General features: G+C 55.4%; 20 protein-coding genes and 1 tRNA gene. 11 read left to right on the top strand and 10 right to left on the bottom strand.

Annotated features, from left to right (window positions below):
- Positions 1–3 precede the first annotated feature (3 nt).
- From ACTG4M_RS10160 to ACTG4M_RS10135, 6 genes are all read right to left on the bottom strand, one after another.
- Positions 4–630: a glutathione S-transferase family protein gene (locus tag ACTG4M_RS10160; protein WP_439123540.1), complete on the bottom strand. Its 627-nt coding sequence runs from the start codon at positions 628–630 to the stop codon at positions 4–6.
- Positions 631–666: 36 nt separating this feature from the next.
- On the bottom strand, positions 667–1,722 hold the full coding sequence (locus ACTG4M_RS10155) for an ABC transporter ATP-binding protein (protein ID WP_439123539.1): 1,056 nt from the start codon (positions 1,720–1,722) through the stop codon (positions 667–669).
- 2 nt (positions 1,723–1,724) lie between these two features.
- Positions 1,725–3,212, bottom strand: coding sequence for an argininosuccinate lyase (argH, locus tag ACTG4M_RS10150; protein WP_439123538.1), 1,488 nt, complete (start codon positions 3,210–3,212; stop codon positions 1,725–1,727).
- A 64-nt stretch (positions 3,213–3,276) separates the two neighbouring features.
- Positions 3,277–4,152 carry a carbohydrate ABC transporter permease gene (locus tag ACTG4M_RS10145; protein ID WP_439123537.1) on the bottom strand — a complete coding sequence of 292 codons (876 nt, stop codon included), beginning with the start codon at positions 4,150–4,152 and terminating at the stop codon, positions 3,277–3,279.
- Positions 4,153–5,040 (bottom strand): carbohydrate ABC transporter permease, encoded by an 888-nt coding sequence (locus tag ACTG4M_RS10140; RefSeq protein WP_439123536.1) that lies wholly within the window; start codon positions 5,038–5,040, stop codon positions 4,153–4,155. It lies immediately after the preceding gene.
- A gap of 61 nt (positions 5,041–5,101) precedes the next feature.
- Positions 5,102–6,370 (bottom strand): extracellular solute-binding protein, encoded by a 1,269-nt coding sequence (locus tag ACTG4M_RS10135; RefSeq protein ID WP_439123535.1) that lies wholly within the window; start codon positions 6,368–6,370, stop codon positions 5,102–5,104.
- Positions 6,371–6,459: 89 nt separating this feature from the next.
- Here ACTG4M_RS10135 and ACTG4M_RS10130 point away from each other — a divergent pair, with 89 nt between their 5' ends.
- The 4 genes from ACTG4M_RS10130 to galE all read left to right on the top strand — a co-directional run bounded on the left by ACTG4M_RS10130 (position 6,460) and on the right by galE (position 12,146).
- A complete protein-coding gene (locus tag ACTG4M_RS10130; RefSeq protein WP_439123534.1) occupies positions 6,460–7,665 on the top strand; it encodes an ROK family protein in 1,206 nt (401 codons plus the stop codon).
- A 3-nt stretch (positions 7,666–7,668) separates the two neighbouring features.
- Positions 7,669–10,005, top strand: coding sequence for a PIG-L family deacetylase (locus ACTG4M_RS10125; RefSeq protein ID WP_439123533.1), 2,337 nt, complete (start codon positions 7,669–7,671; stop codon positions 10,003–10,005).
- Positions 10,002–10,889 (top strand): DMT family transporter, encoded by an 888-nt coding sequence (locus ACTG4M_RS10120; RefSeq protein WP_439123532.1) that lies wholly within the window; start codon positions 10,002–10,004, stop codon positions 10,887–10,889. The genes ACTG4M_RS10125 and ACTG4M_RS10120 overlap by 4 nt, the downstream gene beginning before the upstream one ends.
- 237 nt (positions 10,890–11,126) lie before the next feature.
- On the top strand, positions 11,127–12,146 hold the full coding sequence (gene galE / locus ACTG4M_RS10115) for a UDP-glucose 4-epimerase GalE (RefSeq protein ID WP_439123531.1): 1,020 nt from the start codon (positions 11,127–11,129) through the stop codon (positions 12,144–12,146).
- A gap of 39 nt (positions 12,147–12,185) precedes the next feature.
- On the opposite strand, the gene ACTG4M_RS10110 is transcribed toward galE, so the two are convergent.
- Positions 12,186–14,390: a hypothetical protein gene (locus ACTG4M_RS10110; protein ID WP_439123530.1), complete on the bottom strand. Its 2,205-nt coding sequence runs from the start codon at positions 14,388–14,390 to the stop codon at positions 12,186–12,188.
- 222 nt (positions 14,391–14,612) lie between these two features.
- Between ACTG4M_RS10110 and ACTG4M_RS10105 the strand changes: the two genes are divergently transcribed.
- The gene (locus tag ACTG4M_RS10105; protein ID WP_439123529.1) at positions 14,613–15,581 is read left to right on the top strand and encodes a glycosyltransferase family 2 protein; all 969 of its coding nucleotides are present in this window, start codon (positions 14,613–14,615) and stop codon (positions 15,579–15,581) included.
- Positions 15,582–15,652: 71 nt separating this feature from the next.
- Complete coding sequence (locus ACTG4M_RS10100; RefSeq protein WP_439123528.1) at positions 15,653–17,899, top strand: glycosyltransferase family 2 protein; 2,247 nt, start codon at positions 15,653–15,655, stop codon at positions 17,897–17,899.
- Between the two features lie 116 nt (positions 17,900–18,015).
- Here ACTG4M_RS10100 and ACTG4M_RS10095 read toward each other — a convergent pair whose 3' ends face one another.
- Both ACTG4M_RS10095 and ACTG4M_RS10090 read right to left on the bottom strand, forming a co-directional pair.
- On the bottom strand, positions 18,016–18,222 hold the full coding sequence (locus ACTG4M_RS10095) for a hypothetical protein (protein ID WP_439123527.1): 207 nt from the start codon (positions 18,220–18,222) through the stop codon (positions 18,016–18,018).
- Positions 18,223–18,260: 38 nt separating this feature from the next.
- On the bottom strand, positions 18,261–18,467 hold the full coding sequence (locus ACTG4M_RS10090; protein WP_439123526.1) for a hypothetical protein: 207 nt from the start codon (positions 18,465–18,467) through the stop codon (positions 18,261–18,263).
- A gap of 685 nt (positions 18,468–19,152) precedes the next feature.
- Between ACTG4M_RS10090 and ACTG4M_RS10085 the strand changes: the two genes are divergently transcribed.
- Positions 19,153–19,228: transfer RNA gene (locus ACTG4M_RS10085), tRNA-Trp, on the top strand.
- 112 nt (positions 19,229–19,340) lie between these two features.
- On the opposite strand, the gene ACTG4M_RS10080 is transcribed toward ACTG4M_RS10085, so the two are convergent.
- Positions 19,341–19,928: a hypothetical protein gene (locus tag ACTG4M_RS10080; protein ID WP_439123525.1), complete on the bottom strand. Its 588-nt coding sequence runs from the start codon at positions 19,926–19,928 to the stop codon at positions 19,341–19,343.
- 298 nt (positions 19,929–20,226) lie between these two features.
- Here ACTG4M_RS10080 and secE point away from each other — a divergent pair, with 298 nt between their 5' ends.
- The 4 genes from secE to rplA all read left to right on the top strand — a co-directional run bounded on the left by secE (position 20,227) and on the right by rplA (position 22,415).
- Positions 20,227–20,424, top strand: a complete 198-nt coding sequence (gene secE, locus ACTG4M_RS10075) for a preprotein translocase subunit SecE (RefSeq protein WP_085628833.1) — start codon at positions 20,227–20,229, stop codon at positions 20,422–20,424.
- A gap of 179 nt (positions 20,425–20,603) precedes the next feature.
- On the top strand, positions 20,604–21,134 hold the full coding sequence (gene nusG / locus ACTG4M_RS10070; RefSeq protein WP_439123552.1) for a transcription termination/antitermination protein NusG: 531 nt from the start codon (positions 20,604–20,606) through the stop codon (positions 21,132–21,134).
- A gap of 131 nt (positions 21,135–21,265) precedes the next feature.
- Entirely contained in the window at positions 21,266–21,715 is a 450-nt protein-coding gene (rplK, locus tag ACTG4M_RS10065) for a 50S ribosomal protein L11 (RefSeq protein WP_439123524.1), read from the top strand.
- A gap of 1 nt (position 21,716) precedes the next feature.
- On the top strand, positions 21,717–22,415 hold the full coding sequence (gene rplA / locus ACTG4M_RS10060) for a 50S ribosomal protein L1 (RefSeq protein WP_439123523.1): 699 nt from the start codon (positions 21,717–21,719) through the stop codon (positions 22,413–22,415).
- Positions 22,416–22,750 lie beyond the last annotated feature (335 nt).

Here is a 22,750-nt window from a genome sequence, read left to right as displayed (position 1 = left end):
TGATTAGGGCATCGGGATATCCGTGATGAATTTCGGAACTTGGTAGCCCTTTTGAACTGCTGGCCGTTCCGCGATACGACGATACCAGTCTTTGACATTGGGGAACGCGTTCAAATCGATCTCTTGCCATTCAAAGCGCGCCGCCCACGGAAAAATCGCCATATCGGCAATCGTGTACTCTCCGACAATGAAATCACGCCCGTCCAGTTGTTTATTCAGAACGGAATAAAGACGCTCAGCCTCTTTGCCAAAGCGCGCTTCGGCATAATCAGACGTGCCTTTGTTGAACTTAAGGAAGTGATGGGCCTGTCCCAGCATGGGGCCAAACCCACCCATCTGCCACATCAACCATTCCACCATGGACCAGTAGGTATCGCCCTCGGCTAGAAATTTTCCGTGTTTCTGCGCAATGTATAACATGATTGCCCCGCTTTCCATCAGCGACAGGCCATTGTCGTGATCGACAATCGCGGGGATCTTGTTGTTGGGCGAAACCTTCAGAAACTCGGGTGCGAACTGATCGTCCTTACCAATGTCGATGGAATGGACATCGTACGGCACGCCTAATTCTTCGAGCAGTATAGAAACCTTACGGCCGTTCGGTGTTGTCCAAGTGTAAAGATCGATCATGCTTTCCTGCCTTATATAGTGTGGCGTGTAGCTGCCCTAGCGCAGCGCTTCACCTGTCGTCGCGTCAAAAATGTGAAGCGTATCGGTGGCTGCTGTCAATGTCACCTCTTCCCCAACCTCCGGCGGTGTACGCCCATCGGCCTTGGCGATGATCTCTTGTCCCTCGACACCCACATAAATCAGCGTTTCGTGCCCCAACGGTTCGCGCACTGTCACTGGCCCGCGTACCAAAGCAGGCCCGCTACCAGGGTGCAGGTCTTCGGGGCGCACGCCCAATGTGATTTCGTGCCCTTGAGGCAACTCAAGACCCACGTCAATCACCGAACCCGACCCCATAAGCAAGCCACCTTGATCAATGCGCCCCGATAGCATGTTCATGGACGGTGCGCCGATAAAGCGGGCGACAAAGGTATTTACTGGTTTGTGATAGACTTCTGCCGGGGTGCCCACCTGCTGGATGTGTCCATCTTTCATGATCACGATCCGATCCGCCATCGTCATCGCCTCGACCTGATCATGGGTGACGAAGATGATCGTATTGCCAACCCGTTGGTGCAGTTTCTTGATCTCCAAACGCATCTGCGTGCGCAATTGAGCGTCGAGGTTCGACAGCGGTTCATCAAACAAAAACACTGCCGGGTCGCGCACCATCGCTCGACCAATCGCAACACGTTGTCGCTGACCCCCGGACAACTGGCTTGGTTTGCGCGCCAAAAGATCGGTCATTCCCAGAATACCCGCCACTTCGTCGATCCGGGCTTCCTTGTCAGCTTTCGACATCTTCGCGGTACGCAGGCCAAAGCCGATGTTCTTGCGAACTGTCATATGAGGGTAGATCGCGTAGTTCTGGAACACCATCGCGATGTCCCGGTCCTTGGGTTCAAGGTTATTGACCACACGACCAGCAATCTGGATCTCTCCACTGGTCGCATCTTCCAATCCGGCGATCAGCCGTAGCGTGGTGGATTTACCGCACCCCGATGGCCCCACGAATACGACAAACTCACCATCGTCTACGTCCAAGCTGATACCATGCAGCACCTCGGTTTTGTCATACCGCTTGACCAGGTTTCGGATCGCAAGATCGGCCATTTTCAGTCCTTAACCAGCAGCGCGTCAAACGCCTTGTTCAGTCTCTGTTGTGCGGTTTTGTGTCTGCTTTCCCTCTTCGCGCATCTCGCGCGTTCGGAAGATGCCATGTCAGAGTAAGATGCCAAAGCGTCGGTCAAAGCGGTTGCTGCCGGGCCGCCGGTCCGGTCTCGACGTGCGACGAAGGTCTCAGGTGCCACGGCCGTGCGGAACGTATCTTGTGAAAGCGTGGGATTGCGCCCTGTCTGCGCAGCAAACGCGCTTTCAAATGCTGCAAACCCTTCGCCCAGTGACGCTCCGTCGGCTATCACGGCTTTGGCGGTCGCAGCGGCAATCTCGTGGGCCGCGCGGAAGGTCAGCGCTTCATCCCGTACCAGGGTGTCCGCCAATTCGGTAATGGTGATACATGCCGCATCGGTGGTCTTGCGCACGCGATCGGAGTTTACCCGACAGGCTGGTATCAGCGCGGTCAACAAATCAATTACCCGTGCGCCCCGCTCGAACGCGGCATAGCCCAGCTGCTGCACTTCACCTTCACTGTCATTCATATCGGTGAATGGTGTGTTATGCATCACGTTCACGATGGTATCGCATTGGCCAACCGTCGCGCTGGCAAGGTGGCGAAGATGTTCGATCGGAACCGGATTGCGTTTTTGCGGCATGATCGAACTGATCTGAACAAGACTGTTGGGTACGTACAATTGCCCCACCTCAAACGCGGTCCAGAATTGCATGTCCTGAATGACGCGACCAAGATGCAGAAACACCAGCTTCATCGCGGAATAGAGCCCTGTGACATAGTCGACTGACGCGATGCAGCCATATGAATTGATCAACGGCCCGTCGAAACCCAGCAAGTCCGCAACCCTACCCCGATCTATTGGAAAGCCACTGGTGGTGATTGCGGCCGCCCCCATAGGGCAATGTTCCAACCCGTCGGCCGCCGCGTTAAGGCGTTCGATATCGCGCAGCAACACTTCGATCACTGCGCCAAGGTAGTGCCCCCATGTCGTCGGCTGGGCAGGTTGCCCATGAGTATAGGCCACGATCAATGTCGCCTTCTCGGCCTCTGCCTTTGCGATCAAAGCTTCTGTTAAGGTTAACGCCTGCTCCAATAGCTTTGAAACCCGGCCCCGCAAAGCAAGTTTGAACAGCGTGTGATCCATGTCGTTGCGCGATCGCGCGGTATGCAGGGCGCCGCCCAAGTCACCAAGTCGCTTGCGCAACTCTGCCTCAACAAGAAAAAAGTAATCCTCGTGCTCACCTGTGTAGGTCAGCGCCTCGATATCTGTCTCACTGTCGATGTCACGCAAAGCAACCGCGATCGCGCTGGCATTGTCTGACGGCAAAATCCCGGTCTCTGCCAGCATAACCAGATGCGCCCGATTGATCGCGCCCATGTGTTCCGCATAATGGCTCTTCACTCCTTCAAACAAAGGTGCCAGCACAGTGTCCCGATAGGTTGGGTCGGGGAACACGCTGTGGTCTGTCATGCGCTGTCCCCTGCTTCTTCTTTTACCAAATATGCCAACGCAACACGTACCAAGCAGAAACCGGTCATCCCTTAAGTCCTGCCATCACCACACCCTGAATGATGTACCGCTGAAAGATCAGGAACACGATGAGGGTCGGAATGGTTGATATCGCGGCTCCCGTCATGATCAGTTCCCAAGCAACATCAGCTTCGTCCCCAAAGGATGAAAGGCCCACGGGCAGAGTATACATCTCTACCGAATTGGTGACGATCAGTGGCCATATAAACGCCGTCCAATTTCCAAGGAAGACGAAGATTGCCAAGGCTGCCAGCGCAGGTTTCACCAAAGGCATCGCAACGGTCCACCAGATCTGCAACTCGTTCAGCCCGTCGATCCGAGCGGCTTCGATGAAATCGTTAGGAACAGTCTCGAAAAACTGCTTCATCAGGAAGGTGCCGAAGGCTGTCATCAGCCCCGGGAACATGATCCCCCAATACGTGTCGAGCCATCCGAATTGCTGACTCATCAGATACCACGGGATGACCAGCATCTCGGTCGGGATCATGAGCGTCGACAGAATCGCGATAAAGACGATGTAGCGGCCTGGAAACCGAAACTTGCACAGCGTATAGCCCACCAAACTGTCGAAGATCACGTTGCAGACCGTTGTGATGATCGCGATGATCATCGAATTGACGAACCACCAATAGAACCGTCCGTCTTCAAGAACATAGGTGTAGTTCTCAATATGCGGTTCATCTGGGATCAGCTTGAGATTATAAACCTCATGTGGCCATTTCAGTGAGGTCGAGATCATGTAGGCGATGGGCATCACCATCGCGACACCACCCAGGAACAGCAGCATCCAGCGCAGGATTTGGCCTATATTTGCGGGTTTCTTGGGCGCCTCGGTCTTCAGCAGCGCATCTGTCGTGGGACGGATTTCCGTAGCGGTCATCTAGCTATCCCTCAGTATGCGCAATTGGATCAAGCTCACCACCAGTAGCACTAGGAACAAGACCACCGTTTGCGCCGCCGCATACCCCATGTCGAAGGCGCTGAACGCAGTTTCGTAAATCATCAGGACAAGCGGCTTGGTTGAATTCAATGGCCCGCCTGGGTTGTTCGTCGTCATATTGAAGACATGATCGAAGATGCGCAGGAACCCGATAGAGCTGAATACCACGATAAACACGATGGTCGGCTTCAACAGGGGCAGAGTGATCTCCCACAGCACGGTCCACCATGATACGCCGTCGATACGCGCCGCCTCATAGTAACTGCGTGGAATGGCGCGAAGGCCAGCCATAAAGATGATCACCTGAAAGCCAAGACCGGCCCACACTGCCGGTGCCAAAACAGACGGCAACGCCCACGTGGTCGATTGCAGGAATGGAAATTGAGGGATGCCTATGCTCGCCAATGCATTGTTGAACAAACCGACGGGGACGGGCTGGTAGAACCAGCGCCACACCCACGCCATGGCTACAGCACTGGTCATGAAGGGTAGGAAATAGAGCATGCGCAGAAAGCCATGCATAAAGCGGACTTGATCGAGGTGATATGCAATCACAAACGAAATGATCAAACTGATCGGCGTACCAATCAGCAGATAGACAAATGTGTTCTTGAACACTTTCCAGAACACCGGGTCTGCAAACAGCTTTTGATAATTGTCCATCCCGGTCCAGGTTCGGTCGCCAAGCAGATTCCATTCCTGAAAGCTAATCAGGATCGCATTGCCCGTCGGATAGAACCGGATCATCGTATAGAACAGGATCGGGATGGCGAGGAAAGCCCACGCCCATACGATCTGTTTCTGCCGGATGGTCAGATTGCGATACATGCCTGTGTCCGAAAAGGTGACGCCCCGGTCGGGAGGGAACCGAGGCGTCCGTGCCGCGCGATCAGTTGGACGCGCTGTTGTAGTATTCGTCGAGGATCTTTTGCTCGGCCTCCGCGGCAATCGCCAGGCTTTCTTCCGCGCTCATACCTTGCAGGGTCATGCGTTCGACCATTTCCACCATCAGTTGACGCTGTCCGCTTTCGTTGGCGAATTTCGTCGTGTTCGCGTAGGCTAGACCCCTGATGAATGGGCCGAAGATCGGATTATTTGCGTTCGCTTCGGTCAAGCCAACGGAGGGCTTGGCTGGCAATTCACCAACCACATCAAGCCAGATCTGCATTGCTTCGTCGCTTGTGACGTATTCCATGAACTTGACCGCAGCGTCGTACTTTTCGCCCTCGGCTTTGGTTGTGATCGCGTTGACCCAGTAGGATGAATAGTTCGACCGTGTGCCGTCCGCTGTCGCAGGAAGCTCGGTCACGCCCCACTTCAGCCCGCGCGTGTTGTTCAATGATCCGATGCGGAACGAACCGTCGATATGCATGCCCGCGCGCCCTGCTTTGAAGGCGGCTTGTGGTTCGTCCATGAACCCAATCGCAGAAACGGCGTCATCGCCGGTAAAGAGGCTCGAATAGAAGTTCAGCGCTTCCAGCCCGGCTTCACTGTCATAATTCACGGTTTGGTAATCATCCACATAGGGTTCGCCACCGAACTGGCGGATCAGCCCTTCGCGCCACCAATGATGGTCTTGCGCCGTCATGCCTGCTGTCATGCCGACTTGGGTTAGGTTGCCCGCGCCATCGCGTTTGGTCATTGCTTCAGCGGCGGCGATCATTTCGTCCAAGGTGGTGGGAGGTTCGACTCCCGCCTCTTCCAATAAGCGCTCGTTGTAAAACAGCGCCAATGACCGGACTGCGGTCGGAAGTGCCCAATAGGCATCGCCATCTTTCATGGCCTGCACCATGGGGAAGAAATCTTCGTCGATCTTGGCAGCCGGAAACACATCTGCCGGCAATGGCTGAATCAAGTCTGCTGCGACGTAGTCATTCAACCAACCGTAAAACAATTGCACCACGTCCGGGCCTTCGCCGGCTGGGATCGCGGCGGCGACTTTGGTGCGGTAATCGGCGTAGGGGAAATGGGTCATCTTGACCGTGATGTCCGGGTTCGCCTCTTGGAAGTTATCGATCAGCGTTTCCATCGCCTGCACTCGGGCGTCAAAGAAATACTGCCAGTATTCGATTTCAACCGCATTTGCGGCAGTGCTAAAAAGTGCAGTGGCACTTGTCACGGACGCAACGGCCAGTGCTTTGATATTGAAGAATGCCATGGATCTCTCCCTGTTGAGACCTGTTGAATATGCCAGCCCATTCTTATGTGAGACTGGTCGATCTCCAAGCGTTAACTCAACTTTCTTGAGTGTTCAAGTTTGGTGCGCTAAGCGAAGGCATGGTCAGTACGCTGAAACCCCAACTGGGTGCCAATCCCGAACGCGCTCGCAGTCACAACAAACAGCTTGTTCTGCGTGCTGTACGTCATGCTGGGGCGGTGGGTCGCGCTGAAATTGCGCGTGCGTCGGGGTTGTCCACGCAGGCAGTGTCGAACATCATTTCTGATTTGTTGGACGAAGGGCTGCTGATCGAGCAGGGCCACCGCAGTGCCGGGCGTGGCCTGCCGGTACAGCAATACGCGATCAAACCTGGTGGTGGCTATGCGTTTGGGATCGAGGTTCGGCCAACGGCCGTCTTCACTGCGCTGGTTGATTTGGTTGGCACGCCGGTTTTGACCCAACGGACTCCTTTGCCGAATGCCAACAAGGCAACGATACTTGACACTGTTAATGCCGAAATGGGCCGAACGTTGACGCAGACCCAATTGAAAAAAGATATGCTGATGGGAGCAGGGATCGTCATGCCCGGGCCATTCGGTGAAACCGGGCTCAGCGGTACGGCTTCGGAATTGCCAGGCTGGAACACCGATGAACCTGCCGAGGTCTTTGCCAGCACATTGGACCTGCCAGTTTTTGTTGAAAACGATGCCAATGCTGCCGCTATGGCCGAACGTATGAACGGCGTGGCCCGCGGATTCGACAGTTTTGCCTATCTGTATTTTGGGCAAGGGCTTGGACTTGGGCTCGTTCAGAATGGGCAAATCATTCAAGGCGCGTTCGGCAATGCCGGAGAAATCGGGCATATCCAAGTGCTGGTCGATGAAACATCGGTGGAACTTGAAAGCGCGGCCAGTCGTTTGTCGGCACAGACCTTTCTTGCCAATCACGGTTTGAGTGTCACCGATATGGATGAGTTGATCAGTCTCTATTCTAGCGCAAACCGCCACTTGATGGCTTGGCTGGAGCAGGCCGCAAAAGCCCTTTCGCCTGCCTTGTTAATCATCGAGAATCTATTTGATCCTGAAACAGTTATCCTTGGTGGTGCGATGCCGGATCTGCTTCTGGACCATATCATTGCGCGAACGTCCTTGCCGGAACGATCAATTTCGAACCGCCCTGATCGCAGCCATCCGCGCGTGATGCGTGGAACATCTGGAAGAATGACAGCCACACTTGGTGCCGCTGCATTGGTTTTGCACCAAGCCTTTACTCCCACCATCGCCGCAGCGAGGTAAGACATGCCCACTCCAGATCAAATCCGCCTGTCGGAAACCCGGATGCGCCCTCGTGTGCTCGATCTTTGGTGGGCGCTGCGCCCGCTGCAATCCGTGGTGCGGTTGATAAACACGGGAGCGCACCCTGACGACGAAACAACAGCTCTATTGGCCGCGCTGGGCCTGCGCGATGGCATCAACCTGAGCTATGCATGTTCCACGCGAGGCGAAGGTGGCCAGAACGATATCGGCACTGAAAGTGGTCCCGCGCTGGGTGCCCTGCGCACCCGAGAGATGGAGCGCGCCTGCGATATGCTGAACATGCGGCTTTATTGGCATGGCACATCACCTGACGACCCGATACGGGATTTCCGGTTTTCCAAAAGTGGGGAAGAGACAATAGGCATTTGGGGGCATGATCACCTCCTGCATCGGTTCGTGGAAATCGTCCGCACGGATAGGCCGGATATTATACTTCCGACGTTCCTCGATGTGCCGGGCCAACACGGTCACCATCGCGCTATGACGCAGGCAGCGCATGAAGTCATGACTGCCGCCGCCGATCCGGATTTTCCGTCGGCCTTACCGCGTTGGCAGGTGTCCAAGATGTACCTTCCCGCATGGTCTGGTGCTGGCCAGGCCTACGATGATGATTTACCGCCTCCGGATGCCACACTGACGGTTGATGGGTCTGGTAAAGACCCTGTTTCCGGCTGGAGCTATGCGCGCATCGGCCAGATGTCGCGAGCGTACCATCGAACGCAGGGAATGGGGCGCTGGGTGCCCGCTGGCTCAGGGCAGGACTGGCCCTTGCATTTGGCGGTAACCCATGTCGAAGGGCCGGATCATGCATTGACCTCTGGCCTTGCATCAACGTTGGTCGATCTTGTCGATGAAGCGCCCGAAATCAAAGACCACTTGCTGGCTGCACATGGGTTTATCACCGAAACGGTTTCCGCCTTTCCACACTTCACCCATATCGTGGCGACCGCACGCGAGGCGTTGAAACACATAAAACAGGCCGAGGCAGGCGCCCCGGCCAATATCGCGCACCGCTTGGCGGCAAAGCACCAGCAATTGGCGCACGTTCTGCGCATAGCGCTTGGTGTTGAGGCGCGCGCAACAACGGAACAGATTTGGTTACGACCGGGGGACAGCACTACAGTGACTGTGGAATTCGATCCCGGTGATGCGGATGGGGCGAGCTATAGCCTTGAGCTGCCATACGGTTGGTCGGCCCAAGACGGGACGATAACCACAACCGCCGAAGCGCATCACTCAGACCCTTACCGCGCCGAATACGACCCGGTTGAACCGCCTTTGCCACGCATCTCACTCCAGATTGATGCGACCACGGTTGCAGTGGCCTTTGAAAAACCGCCTGTTGTTTTGCCGGATCGGGCCGCGTTGATTGCGCCTCATGCAGCTCTGATCAATCTGAGACAGGCCAAGCGAACCATCCCCGTGGCGGTGGCGGATGTCAGCCCGGCGGGAAGTGGGGTGTCGTTCGATCTACCAGAAGGTTGGAGCAGTGACATAGATGATGGGGGGCTATCGATCACGCTGCCTGAGGACACCGACCCTGGTCTTTATGGGCTGCCATTGTATGTCGGTCAGGCTCCGGCGATGACGGAACAGCGGATTGTTTATGATCACATTGATCCAACGGCGTTTTCACGTCCTGCCAGCCTTCAAGTGCGTGTGTTGGATGTCGAGGTGCCCAACGACAAGATTGGCTACATCGGAAGTGGGCATGATGCGGTTGCGCACTGGTTGCGCGCGCTTGGCGCGGATGTGACGGACCTGACAGACGATCAGATCAACAGCGAGGCTGCACTGGCTGCGTTTGACACAATTGTTATCGGTATTTTCGCTCTGCGGTTCCGTGACGGGTTGGTCTCCGAGATGCCGCGGATCTGCGATTGGGTCGAGGATGGTGGCACCTTGTTGACGCTGTATCACCGGCCTTGGGACAATTGGAATCCAGAGACTATTCCGCCTCGTAGGCTCGAAATTGGGCAGCCTTCATTGCGCTGGCGCGTGACCGATTCCAATGCCGAAGTGACCCATCTGGACGCCGATCATTCGCTTTTGAACACGCCAAATCAGATCACGCAGGATGACTGGGTTGGGTGGATCAAAGAACGTGGTCTTTATTTTGCGAAAAGCTGGGATGCGGCTTACACGCCGCTTCTGTCGATGTCGGATCCGGGTGAAGATGCGCTGGCTGGCGCTTTGCTTACTGCCGAGATCGGCAAAGGGCGTCACACGCATTGCAGCCTTGTCCTACATCATCAGATGGCAAACCTTGTGCCCGGTGCGTTTCGCTTGATTGCGAACCTGATCACACCCCGCAAATGACGACTGACGCGCCGCGCGACAATCTCAAAGGTGGCGCGTGGCTCTTGGCTGACATGGGGTTGAACATCTGGGCGCTGGGCATCGTCAAGGCTCTGGGTTTGGGCTATCCGGCGGCGCAAATCGTATTCCTGCGTGCCGCGATCGGATTGGTGATGCTCTTGCCGTGGATTTACCGCGAGCGTAGGGCGTTTGCAGGCATACCGTCCTTGCATCTCCAACTCCTGAGGATCGGGCTAAGTACGGCTACCTTGACCGCGAGCTACTTCGCAATCTCGCGCGTGCCGTTGGCTTTGTTCACGACTATGAATTTCACCCGCCCCTTGGTCGTCATGATCCTTGCCGCTCTGATCCTCAGAGAACGGATTACACGCGGTCAATGGTTGGCGGCCGCGGTTGCAATGCTGGGTGTTGTGGTGGCCATTGACCCGCAAGGCACGGTGGTTGGTCCAGGGCTATTTGCATTGGCGCTTGTGGTCCTTACCGGATCGGCGGCCGTGATCATCACCCGCCGTTTGCGGGAAACGCCAACAATTGTGTTGATGACTTTCTACACCGTGGGATTGGGCCTTTGTACGCTGCCATTCGCGATTTGGACTTGGAACTCGATCCCGCCAAACCACCTCGCGCCGCTGTTGGCTATTGGTGTTTTTGCGCAAGCGGCTCAAGCTTGTTTTCTTCGGGCTCATTACAACGGCGACGCGGGCGTTCTGTCCGTCTTGGGATATATGAGCCTGCCTTTGTCTACCGCTGCGGGATATGTCGCGTTCGGTGAAGTCCCAACGCTGAGGTTTTTGACTGGTGCTGTCTTGGTTGTTCTGGCCGCCGGATCATTGACCATAACGCGCCGTGCCCATGATGAGCGTGTAGGTCCAAGGCACCGCTAAAGTGTTTGCTCAACGCATCCTGGGATCGTTTCAAACCACGAAATACACCCCAGAGATGAATCCGTTGAGATTTGTCTGAATTAGTGCCTAGGATTGGTGTTGACAGTGTTACACGAAAGCCGATTTTGGCCATATCCGAGTACCGAAACGAGCCACATTCAAGTGAGAATATCTGCACGCGCGATCATGCGTGCCGCGTAATGAGAGAATGAAGATGGTTTTGTCAGGGGTCATCACATGACACAGCGTATTCTATTGACGGGTGGTGCTGGGTATATCGGGTCACACACCTACGCAGCGTTGGTCGAAGCTGGGTACGAGGTCGTCATCCTCGACAATTTCAGCAACTCGGCGCGGGACGTTCCAGATCGGTTGGAACTGCTTCTGGATCGCAAGATCAAGGTGATCGAAGGGGATGTCCTGGATCGGGCGATGCTCGATCGAGTGTTTGCTAAACATGATTTTGATGCGGTTGTGCACTTTGCGGCGTCCAAAGCGGTGGGAGAGAGTGTCAAGGAACCGTTGGCATATATGCAGAACAATATCGGCGGCCTTGTCACCCTGATGCAGGCGATGCAGGCGGCTGGCGTGTTCCGATTGGTTTTTTCGTCGTCTGCATCAGTCTATGGTAACAACGCGCAATTGCCGATCGCCGAAACGGCGGAGCGCAGTTATGGCAACCCTTACGGTCATACCAAGCTTGTTTGTGAGCAGATCATTGAGCAGACGCTGGCATCCGACCCGCGTTGGGCCGTTGGAGTTCTTCGGTATTTCAATCCGGTGGGTGCGCATCCATCAGGTTTAATAGGAGAAGACCCAGCAGGTGTGCCAGACAACCTCATGCCCTATATCGCCAAAGTGGCTGGAGGAGAGCTTCCTTGTATTTCGATCTTTGGGGATGACTACCCAACCCCAGACGGCACGGGAGTCAGGGATTATATCCATGTCTGTGATCTAGCGGACGGTCATGTTCTGTCGTTGCGGTCCCTGTTCCATGAGGGCAAGGGCCATGTTGTTAATCTGGGAACTGGGCGTGGATATTCAGTGCTGGAAGTGATCTCGGCCTATGCGCAAGCTAGTGGTAGGGATATTCCCTACCTTGTCGCACCGCGCCGTCCGGGAGATGCGGCTGCGACTTATGCGAACCCAGCCTTGGCAAAAGAGATGCTTGGCTTTAGTGCCAGATTCGATCTGGGTGATATGTGCCGGTCAAGTTGGGAATGGGTCAGCACGCAGGCCCAATCTGCGGATGCTTAACAGCACAGCATAGGTCCGCGCGGATTTTCCAAGCCGGACTTACAGCGCTTTCAATCCCATGCGCACTGCACGATTGGGGTTCTGCTTCAGGATGTGCTCACCAAGTGATTTGGCCAACGCCGTGTGACCCTTTTCGACCGCACGATTGAATAACTCTCGTTGATACCTCGGAAATCCGCGGCGTGTTCTCAGCATCTTGTAGTATTGATGGCTGCTGAGAGTTCCGTTCAAGGCACCCAGGATGATCGGACTCAAAATCCCCATCTGGTTCAGCGAACTGCCAAGCCGATGGCCCAGTAAAGGCGCGCGAAGGTGTTGCACGTTCTGGCCGGTGAACCGTGCCGCGTGTTGTGCGTCTAGCGGCTCGTAGGGGTCGTAAAGGATCGACACGCGGTTGGCGGCTTGGCTTACCAAAGATGCATCGCCGTATTTGCCGGAAAAGTCGCGATCCCACACTGTCTTGTAGCGGGTTTCCCAAGGGACCACACTTTTGTCGACGGTCGATTGAGGGGATATGGCCACGACATCGCATCCGGGTGCGGCGGGTGAAAAGGCGCAGGCGGCATAGCCCCCCATTGATGCGCCATAGAAAACGACCCGTTTGAATTGTTTGAAGAAGCCACTTTTCTTTAACTCGTCGAATTGCTCATAGACCCACGGTTCGCGATACCACGTCCAACCGCCTGCCAAGACGCCAAGCATCGACCAACCTTGTTCTTTGATAAAGCTATACCCCCAAGGGCGGCGATCTTCGCGTTTGGTCATAGCAATGTCGAGATTGTCGAATGTCACCACAAGCGTATCCGGATCGCGTGGCATATACAGAAAGCTATGGCCATTGGCGCCCGGTCTATACCAACCGTCTTTGCCAGCCAGCTCTTGTGCAATATCATCCCAGCTTTCATCCGTGACGGGGTCCGGCGGATTGGGCGTAAGCCGAATGCGCGTGACCTGTTTGCCATCGTCTTCACGGGTGGACAAAGCGGTGTTGGCGTCGTGCGATTTGAGGAAGGGAAACGCGCCCGACCCTCTTCGCACGTCCATAAACACGCGGGTGTCGGAATGCACACAGCGTTGCAGGAACGGCTCTAGAAACTGCGTTTTCCACTGGTCACCAAAACCTTGCAAATTGCAGAGCACATCCACGGGGCGCAGATCAGTTTCCGCGCGTATCACCTTGATCCTAACGGGATCGACCTCGTTCTCGGTCAGGAAGGCGGTGTAGCCCTCCAACCAAGGCATCTCCTCGTCCTTGAACTTGGCGCGGCGATTTGTGTTTACCAGATGAATATCGCAGTCGAACTTGTGGTGGAGCGCGAGGACAAAGCTTCGTGCTTGCCCGGACAGATCAGCCACGCTGCTGACCTCGGTCAAATCCAATTCGTCGATCAACGCACCATCGAATGTTGCGTTGCCTCGGCCTTTGATCGGGGCCAGCGCTGGCGTGATGTCGTGCTCTTGCACCAGTTTTTCGAAGTATGACCCTTTGGGTGGCAAACCGTCGTGCAGATTTCCCAATTGACGCTTGTTCGATGCCCAAAGATGCAAAGCCGTTGTTTGGTTGGTGATCAGGCCTTCGGCCAGTTCCGCTCGGCGCATGAACTTGAAGCGCTCGCGGAATGTAATCGGATAAAACGCGTTTAGCGGTTGTACATGTTCTTCAAGCCCAAGCGCATGCACATAATGCGTGACCATCATCGGCCCCCAGACTCCCCACGGCTGGTCAGTGATGTGAACCGGTTTCCCTCGCTCGGCCTTTTTGCGCATCTCTTCTTTGCGTTTCTTTGGCAGGAACGGCGCAATTGAATAGCGGTTGCTGGTGAAATCAAGCATCCGGCGCAATGCATCGCTGTCCGAAGGCAGACCCAGCACAGCATTGTTTACACGGTGTTCGCCTGGCAATTCATAGCCAAAGACATAGTCGCTGTCATAGTCCATCGGACGGTGGCAATACACATCAGTATCGACCCAGATCATACCGGGGTTCTGGTGGATCATATGCAGGCGAAACCAGTCGGCGAAAAGCGCATAGCTGTTCTTCTGCTCGTATTTGATGAAATCCTCGGTATCGATGACCTCGCGCCCATCGCGCCGGAGCACGCCATCCGGAACGTTCGGAATGTCTTCATAGCTGAACAGTGTGATCTTCTGCCCTTTGTCGACGAACGACTTGAGGCACAGCTGCTCCAACCAGCTGAGCGGTCCCCCGATCCAGAGCGTTCCAACCTCGCGCGTGCGTGGCATCTGCTTTACCTCTTTTACGCCTCTTATCAGGTTCGGGCGCCATCTCTTGGGAATGCTAAGCGCAAAATGCCTCGTTGTGTAGCCTGCGTGATATCTGACTCACTTTTTGCGCCAATCGTGGCTTTGACGGCATCCAGCTTGCATGACGTGCAACCGGCACGCTATTTTTTGACAAAACACAAATGATTGCGGTCGCACAATGAACCGCAAGGCGAGGCAAATATGAGCGGCGATACCTACACGGTTGTCTCAACCATGAAGAACGAAGGCCCTTATATCATTGATTGGGTGGCCCACTACAAAACCCTTGGTTTCGACCACATCCTCGTCTGCACCAATGATTGTACCGACACCACGGTCGACATCCTTTTGCGATTGCAAGAAATGGGACTGGTCACGCAACACAACACTATCGTGCGCAAGGCGGGCATTCACCGGTCCGCACTCAGACAAGCCAGCCGTCGGTACGATATCGTGATGGACGCCAAATGGGTCTTTGTCTGCGATGTGGACGAATACCTGAATATTCATTTGGATGACGGGTCTGTTCAGGCATTGGTTGACGGTTCGGGCGACACTGCTGATGTGATCTCGGTGCCATGGCGGGTCTTCGGGCCGGATGGGATCGAAAAATTCGCCGACAAACCAGTCACACAGCAATTCCGGATGGGCGAATACGAATGGGATGCAGACGAGCGACCAAACACGGGCAAGTTCGTAAAATCGCTGTATACGAACCAGCACAAGTTTCAGCGTATGGGTCTGCATGCTCCGGTTTCGCTCGAAGAACATGTGGCGGATACGCGTCGTGTTCTTCCTGGTGGTGCAGAGTATATTATCAACGGTGTGCGAACCGACAATCCGCCCTTGTTCACCCATGCGCAAGTGAACCACTATGCGTTGCGGTCGATGGACAGTTTCCTTGTGAAGCGAGCCCGCGGGCGCGCCAACCATTCCCATCACGTTCTAGGAATGGAGTATTGGGAGCGGTTTAATCTCAACGATGAAAAAGATATCTCGATTGACCGTTACAAGACGAAGTCTAGTAAGCTCGCCAAGGAGCTTAAGGCCGATCCGGTTCTGAAAGATCTGCATGCGCGCGCCGTGGATTGGCACAAGCGCAAGGCGGCATCGCTCAAAATGGACCCTGATATGGACGAATTGGTTGATGGATTGAAAGCGGCCCTGTGATCGCTTGAATATAATGGTGCCCTTTACGTGCGACAAATCCGAAACCTAGTCAGATTGCAAATGAGTGCGCTATGGCGCAGCTGATTGAGCGCCGCCTTTTGGGTCTGGGTCTTGGACCTGTGACACTCTTGGATGCTGTGCAAACGGAGCAGGATGGTAATCCGTGTGTGACGCTGTTCTTTGCGGCGGGCAGTGACATAAGCCGTCTTGCGCATGCAGACGGGTTCGAGCCGCTATCGCAAGTCAGTGTGGGTGGCGCGGCCTGCGTCACATATCCAATGCAACCGGGGTGTCCCGTGGCTCTGACGCTGGACGGGACGCCAATTGAAATCACGCCTGCGCAATCAGAACAGGCCCGTTTTGAGGGCCGAAACTGCATTGCAGCAGGGCGAAATGGCGAAAACGTCGCGACGGTTGCGACTTGGCTGCAGCACCATGCTAACAGCCATGGCCTTGAGGCGGTCGTTCTTGTCGATCGGACACGACCAGGTTCTGACCCAACATTTGTGGAACAACTGTCAGCAGCTATCGAAAGCAACGGTCTGGCCTGTGATGTGACAGTTGTGACAAGTGATATACCGTTGGGCCGTTCAGATCTCCCAGCCGAGGCGCATCCGTACTGCGTACCCGAAGCACCGGGTAAGGACCGCATGGAGATTCCGCCGCCCGCGCCGTGGGACTCACCACTTGGGGCTATGTCGCTCTACGAAATACTACGTGCTCGATTTCTAGGGCAGGCGCGTGCGGTGGCGAATATCGAGATACACGACCTGCTTCCACCAGAGGCCCGCAATGTCTTTGACAGCGCAGTGGAGGCTGATGGGGGCGTGATCGCCCTGTTCGGGCGGCATTGTTATCCGTGGCGGGTGCGCAAAGATGACCCCACCCGTTTCGCGGATCACATCTGTGTCCAGTTCGACGCCAAAGGCGGACGTCCACGCTGGTGCATTGCGCCCTCCAAAGCGCCCGACGCTGCGATCTGGCGGATGATCCGCATCGGCAACGCGGTTCCTGATCGCTCAAGAACGCAGTTGTTCTATCGCCACATGGCCCTGCGCCACCCGACACCGTCGATTTCGAAAATCGTTCCGAAAACATCGTTGATCGAACATCCACCGCTGCTTGAGATGTCGGAAACCTATTGGGGTCACAAACCGGTTCGGATGCCAGAGTTGGAGACCGATGCGTTACCCAAAGGCAAAGGCAGCCGCGCCATTGTCACAACGATGAAGAACGAAGGGCCGTTCATTCTGGAGTGGTTGGCCTATCACCGCGCAATCGGATTCAACGACATCCTTGTTTACACAAACGACTGCACCGATGGCACGGATACAATGCTCCAGATGCTTGAACGCAAGGGATATGTTCAGCACCGCGAAAACCCGTTCAGGCAAAGTGGATTGAAACCGCAGCACGCGGCCTTGCAGGCGTCGGATGATGAACCGGTGATCAAGAATGCGGCTTGGGTGACATGTATTGACGTCGATGAATTCGTGAACATTAAAGTGGGTGATGGCACGCTCGACGCTTTGTTCGATGCGGTGCCTGACGCCAACATGATAGCAATGACGTGGCGCTTGTTTGGTAATGGTGATGTCCACGAATATCAGGATCGCCCGATCACAGAGCAATTCCTGCGATCCGCACCGGAATTCGCGCGCAAACCGCATCAGGCTTGGGGGTTCAAAACGCTTTTCCAGAACATTGGCTTGTTCAAGAAAATGGGTGTTCATCGTCCCAAAGGGCTCAACCCCCAGCTTTGGGAAGAGATCAACTGGGTGAATGGGTCAGGCAAGCCACTGCCACGCGAAATGTTCCGCAATGGATGGCGGTCGACGACTGAAACCTATGGTTATGATCTTGTTCAGCTCAATCATTATGCTGTCCGTTCTGCCGAGAGCTTTTTGGTCAAGCGCGACAGAGGTCGGGTGAACCATGTCGACCGCGATCAGGGTCTGGCGTACTGGTTCCGCATGAACAACAATTTCGAGGAAGAACTGTCGATCCAGCACCGTCTTCCAATGATGAAAGAAGAACTGCTACGCATGTTGGCTGATCCCGAGATCGCCGTTGCACACGAAAGCGCCGTCGCGGCGCATCGGTCCAAGATCGAAGCGCTGCGCGCTACCGAAAACTACGCGAATTTCTATGCTGATCTGACTGGGCCTCGGTTGGAACAGCTATCTCGACTGCACAGTCATTTTGGGTCGAACGTCTTTTTGTCAGGGCCAGAGGTCGTACCTGACGAGGTGCTGCTCAAAGACCCGGATGAGGACTGGTTCTTCACCGTCCAACTGACCGGCGAGACTGCGCACTGACCCCAGACGGATTGAAGGCCGCCCGTGTTGGGCGGCCTGATCATCATCCGCGACGTGGCTGTGTTAGAGGCCACGTCGCGGGATTTGGTTTGCGGCCGTCATGGGCCGTGTGTTGCTCACTTCACCAGGGCTTGGATCGTGGCACGCTTTTCGCCTTCGCTGTCACCCGAGTGGATGATCGACAGGATGGTGTTGACTTCGGCGTCCGACAGAGTCGCGACATCGACGTTCGGTGCGTATTGCTGGATGGCGGAAGTATCGACCATGGCCGAAGCCGAGAATGCGGTCAGAACGAGGGCGGTTGTTGCGATGAGAGTTTTCATTGTCTTAATCCTTTCGTGATTGTGTTGGGTCTGTTGGTTTACTTGAGGAAGGCCTGAACGACGGCGCGCTTTTCGCCTTCGCTGTCACCGGAATGGATGACGGAGAGGAGCGTGTTCACTTCGGCGTCTGTCAGGGCGGACACATCAGCATTCGGTGCGTATTGCTGGATGGCGGATGTATCGACCATGGCCGAAGCTGAGAATGCAGTCAGAACGAGAGCGGTTGTTGCGATGAGAGTTTTCATGAATTTGATCCTTTGTTTTGGTTTGTGTGATGCCGTGTGGCGGTGTTTCGTTTGTGTCTGTCGTCGGGCTGTCTATCCGACACCAATCAAGTTAGGCTTGAGTTGGCGGGCTTTGAATTCACAGCTGATGCACAGTCGCTCTCGTAAAAGTGGCCTTGACGGGAGGAGGGCGTTATCAGCCCCTGCGCGCGGGTGCACAGAGTTGGTGCGGGCCAGATTTCATTGGGTGTTTCGCCGCTCGCGGATCGTCAGAATTGACACCGCTGTGTGACGCAGATCACGGGAACCACTGTGTCCTGTGACGTATCAAGAAAACGTGACGGGTTGGAAAAAGCCCATTGTTTCAACACGAACACCGAACCGCGATGGCATGGGCTCCCCGCCGTGAGGCATGTGTCAGTTTTGGTTTAGGTGTTTGGGGCGCTTAAACGGCCGATATGCAATGTTCGGGCGAGCGAGTCGCCTGGTTTCGGCGAGCAGTCAGCGGAATGAGTGATCTTGGCGCCCGGAACTGGCCCGGTTACGCGATGTGAATGCGCGAAGATATAGGTGTTGGTACGAGCTGGCCTTCATGTAACTGGGCGGCTCTGCAATGACTTTGGGGACAGATGTGAATTTTGTCGCCGCTTCTTCGTTCTGGGCCTTGATTTCGTCTGAACCTTGGAATACCCGTCACGTCGGCGATAGGGGTATAGCTCAGTTGGTAGAGCGACGGTCTCCAAAACCGTAGGTCCCGGGTTCGAGTCCCTGTGCCCCTGCCAAATTCCAAAACTCGTTGGTCATGCTTGCGCTCTCGTCTTCGGGGGCATGTTTGCGATGTTCGCAAAAAAGGGCCGCCAAAAATGGCGACCCTTTGATAGTGTGTCAGCAGGATTATCCGCTGATCAGTTCACCGATACGCTGAGACTTTTCGCTTTCAGACATACCGCTGTAGGCATAGCTGAGTGCAAGTGTCAGTTGATCTTCGGTCAGCGTCGTCAGGTCGGCATTGGGCGCATATGTGCGCAGAAGGTTCTGCTGGCCGGCTGTGACCATGACCATCATCTCATCGTCCATCTCGCTACCGCTCAGAACATTCTGAACGCGCTCTGTAATGGTTGACGGAGATTCACCGCCATATGTGATGGCCAGAGCTGTTTCGGCTTGTGATTGCGTGATCGCTCCGAAATCCGCGTCAGGGGCATATTGTTGCAAACGCTCCATCTGCGCTTCGCTGATCATCGCCATACCCATGTCGACGTTGTCTTCAGTACCCAAGGCGCGCAGTTTTGCGGTTTTTTCGCCGTTGGACATGCCGGATGTTACGATGCCGTATGCGATATCGTAGTCGCTGTCGGAAAAGTTGGATGTGTCGATACCGGAGTTAAAGCCGTCCACCTGCTGGATCTGTGCTTCGGTTGCGGCAAATGCGGCTGTCCCGAGGGTTGTTGCGAGTGCTGTTGCAATCATCATGCGTTTCATGGCGATTTCCTTTCTCTTTAAGAACTCAGTGTTCTGTTAATCCGTCCCGGCGATCGTCCCTGCCGCCGGCTCTGGGAGACAAACAGGCTGGGCCAGTGATCGTTCCTGCAAGTTGCTGAAAAAGCGGACACATATTTGTGAGAAAGTGGACGGGAACCATTTGCCACGACCGGCACTACGCGCGTTCCGTTTAGATGGGGCGATTTTGCGCAATCGGCATTCGCATGCGGTTCGCTTGAATTCGTGCTATGTCTTCGCTAAGTGCCTTTCAAAGCAAACGCAAAGCGAGATCGTACCCATGGCAACGACCAACCCACTTCAGTTCATTCAGCAGGTTCGTGCTGAGGTCTCGAAGATCGTCTGGCCGACGCGCCGCGAGGTTCTGCTGACCACGGTAATGGTCTTTATCATGGCGGCCCTGACGGCTGTGTTCTTTGCGTTGGTCGATATTTTGATCCGCAGCGGTCTACAGGGATTGCTGAACCTGTTTGGTTAAGGCGGGTCTGCTCTTGAAAAGGGCAAGCTAAGGCGGTAACTGACCGCGTAAGACGGAATGAGGCGTGCATCGATTCGAGTTGCACGCCGCTTTTTTATTCCGGAGCGGGCGTGAAACCACGTCGGCCAGCAGAAATCAGACGGCGTTACAGCCGCATGAACAAGAAGGTTTGCGACCAGATGGCGAAGCGGTGGTATTCGGTCAGTGTTCTCTCGAATTTCGAGAAGAAAATCGCGGAGCAGATCCTTCAGGCGGTGGAAGAGCAAGGCCTTCAGGACCAGATCGAAGAAGTGATGGTGCCGACCGAGGAAGTGATCGAAATTCGCCGTGGCAAGAAGGTGACTGCGGAACGCCGCTTTATGCCCGGCTATGTTCTGGTGCGGATGGAAATGTCGGACCAGGGGTACCACCTCATCAATTCGATCAACCGCGTCACCGGATTTCTGGGCCCTCAGGGTCGCCCGATGCCGATGCGCGACGCCGAAGTACAAGCGATCCTTGGACGAGTTGCCGAGGGCGAAGACGCACCGCGCACGCTCATCCACTTTGAGGTGGGTGAGAAGGTCAAGGTCAATGATGGTCCTTTCGAGGATTTCGATGGCATGATCGAAGAGGTGGACGACGACAACCAGCGCCTCAAGGTGTCGGTTGTCATCTTTGGCCGGGAGACCCCGGTCGAATTGGAATACACGCAGGTCACCAAGCAATAATGATCTGAGTGGAGGCGGGTCACACCGCCAAGCAAGCGTGGGAGGCGAGGGCATCGCGATGTCCGGACCGGACCACACAACATAAGTGACTTGGAAACGCGTTTCCGGGTCGTTGGAAAAGGAGAGGCCTCATGGCCAAGAAACTTGCTGGCAAGATGAAGCTGCAGATTCCTGCAGGTCAAGCCAACCCAAGCCCCCCTGTGGGTCCTGCGCTGGGTCAGCGCGGCATCAACATCATGGAATTCTGCAAGGCGTTCAACGCCAAGACGCAGGACATGGAGCAGGGCGCACCGTGCCCGACCGAGATCATCTACTACCAGGACAAGTCCTTCACCATGGACATCAAGACGCCGCCGGCGTCCTACTACCTGAAAAAGGCCGCTGGTCTTAAGCCGGTGGGCAAGCGGAACCGTCCGCGTGGTGCAGAACTTCCTGGTCGTGAAACTGTCGCAAGCGTGACTGTTGGTCAGGTGCGCGAAATCGCGGAAGCCAAGATGAAAGACCTCAACGCGAATGACGTTGAAGGTGCAATGAAGATTATCCTGGGCTCTGCGAAGTCCATGGGCATCGAGGTGAAGTAAGATGGCTAAGCTTGGAAAACGCACCCGCGCCGCCCGTGAAGCTTTCGTTGGCAAAGATGATGTGACCGTTGCTGAAGCGGTTGCACTGATCAAGGCGAACTCGAACGCAAAGTTCGACGAGACGCTCGAAATTGCGATGAACCTTGGTGTTGATCCGCGCCACGCTGACCAGATGGTTCGCGGCGTTGTCGGACTGCCGAATGGCACAGGTAAAACTGTTCGCGTCGCTGTGTTCGCCCGTGGCCCCAAGGCCGACGAAGCAAAAGAAGCAGGTGCAGACATTGTAGGCGCAGAAGACCTGATGGAAACCGTTCAGGGCGGCACCATCGAGTTTGATCGCTGCATCGCGACACCGGACATGATGCCCATCGTTGGCCGTCTGGGTAAGGTTCTTGGCCCGCGTAACCTGATGCCGAACCCGAAGGTTGGCACTGTGACCATGGACGTCAAACAGGCTGTTGAAGATGCCAAGGGCGGTCAGGTTCAGTTCAAAGCCGAAAAGGCTGGCGTTGTGCATGCAGGCATCGGCAAGGTTTCGTTTGACGAAGCCAAACTGATCGAAAACGTCAAAGCGTTTGTTGACGCTGTCGCAAAAGCCAAGCCGACAGGCTCCAAGGGCACCTACATGAAGAAGATCGCGCTGTCTTCGACAATGGGCCCGGGCGTGTCTGTGTCGGTTGAGGACGCAGCTGGTCACTAAAGCCGACCAGCACGAATTTAAAAGCGGCGTCCCTTCGGGCGCCGTTTTTTTGTTCATCTTGCGTTTGGGCGTTTATGCGCTGAGTTTTAAGCGGCCAAGGGGTTGGCAAACCCGATGTGACGTATTACCCACCGCCATGCAGCAGAGCGCGTGATTCGTCCCGCGCTCTTTTGTATTACGTCCGAGACGGTGGGTTGGGGCATATGCCGCAATAAATCCTGCCCGAGGCGGGAACAGACCGACATGCCAAGGCTCACCCGTTGAGCGCTGGGCGGGTTTGGGACCGCACAACAGCGGACCAAAACCGCCGGAGCGATCCGGTACCACTGAGCCGG

The sequence above is a fragment of the Marivita sp. genome, from assembly GCF_965656765.1.
Classification (GTDB): domain Bacteria; phylum Pseudomonadota; class Alphaproteobacteria; order Rhodobacterales; family Rhodobacteraceae; genus Marivita.
Note: the sequence above shows the minus strand (reverse complement) of the source record. Positions and strands in the feature narration are given on the sequence as shown.

Bases quoted from the DNA above. Each gene is read 5' to 3' on its own strand.
- argH (WP_439123538.1), bottom strand. From the start codon at position 3,212: ATGACAGACCACAGCGTGTTCCCCGACCCAACCTATCGGGACACTGTG.
- ACTG4M_RS10080 (WP_439123525.1), bottom strand. From the start codon at position 19,928: ATGAAACGCATGATGATTGCAACAGCACTCGCAACAACCCTCGGGACA.
- rplA (WP_439123523.1), top strand. From the start codon at position 21,717: ATGGCTAAGCTTGGAAAACGCACCCGCGCCGCCCGTGAAGCTTTCGTT.
- galE (WP_439123531.1), top strand. From the start codon at position 11,127: ATGACACAGCGTATTCTATTGACGGGTGGTGCTGGGTATATCGGGTCA.
- nusG (WP_439123552.1), top strand. From the start codon at position 20,604: ATGGCGAAGCGGTGGTATTCGGTCAGTGTTCTCTCGAATTTCGAGAAG.
- ACTG4M_RS10145 (WP_439123537.1), bottom strand. From the start codon at position 4,152: ATGACCGCTACGGAAATCCGTCCCACGACAGATGCGCTGCTGAAGACC.
- ACTG4M_RS10100 (WP_439123528.1), top strand. From the start codon at position 15,653: ATGGCGCAGCTGATTGAGCGCCGCCTTTTGGGTCTGGGTCTTGGACCT.
- ACTG4M_RS10160 (WP_439123540.1), bottom strand. From the start codon at position 630: ATGATCGATCTTTACACTTGGACAACACCGAACGGCCGTAAGGTTTCT.
- ACTG4M_RS10120 (WP_439123532.1), top strand. From the start codon at position 10,002: ATGACGACTGACGCGCCGCGCGACAATCTCAAAGGTGGCGCGTGGCTC.
- ACTG4M_RS10125 (WP_439123533.1), top strand. From the start codon at position 7,669: ATGCCCACTCCAGATCAAATCCGCCTGTCGGAAACCCGGATGCGCCCT.
- ACTG4M_RS10155 (WP_439123539.1), bottom strand. From the start codon at position 1,722: ATGGCCGATCTTGCGATCCGAAACCTGGTCAAGCGGTATGACAAAACC.
- ACTG4M_RS10105 (WP_439123529.1), top strand. From the start codon at position 14,613: ATGAGCGGCGATACCTACACGGTTGTCTCAACCATGAAGAACGAAGGC.
- ACTG4M_RS10090 (WP_439123526.1), bottom strand. From the start codon at position 18,467: ATGAAAACTCTCATCGCAACAACCGCTCTCGTTCTGACTGCATTCTCA.
- ACTG4M_RS10095 (WP_439123527.1), bottom strand. From the start codon at position 18,222: ATGAAAACTCTCATCGCAACAACCGCCCTCGTTCTGACCGCATTCTCG.
- secE (WP_085628833.1), top strand. From the start codon at position 20,227: ATGGCAACGACCAACCCACTTCAGTTCATTCAGCAGGTTCGTGCTGAG.
- ACTG4M_RS10110 (WP_439123530.1), bottom strand. From the start codon at position 14,390: ATGCCACGCACGCGCGAGGTTGGAACGCTCTGGATCGGGGGACCGCTC.
- rplK (WP_439123524.1), top strand. From the start codon at position 21,266: ATGGCCAAGAAACTTGCTGGCAAGATGAAGCTGCAGATTCCTGCAGGT.
- ACTG4M_RS10135 (WP_439123535.1), bottom strand. From the start codon at position 6,370: ATGGCATTCTTCAATATCAAAGCACTGGCCGTTGCGTCCGTGACAAGT.
- ACTG4M_RS10140 (WP_439123536.1), bottom strand. From the start codon at position 5,040: ATGTATCGCAATCTGACCATCCGGCAGAAACAGATCGTATGGGCGTGG.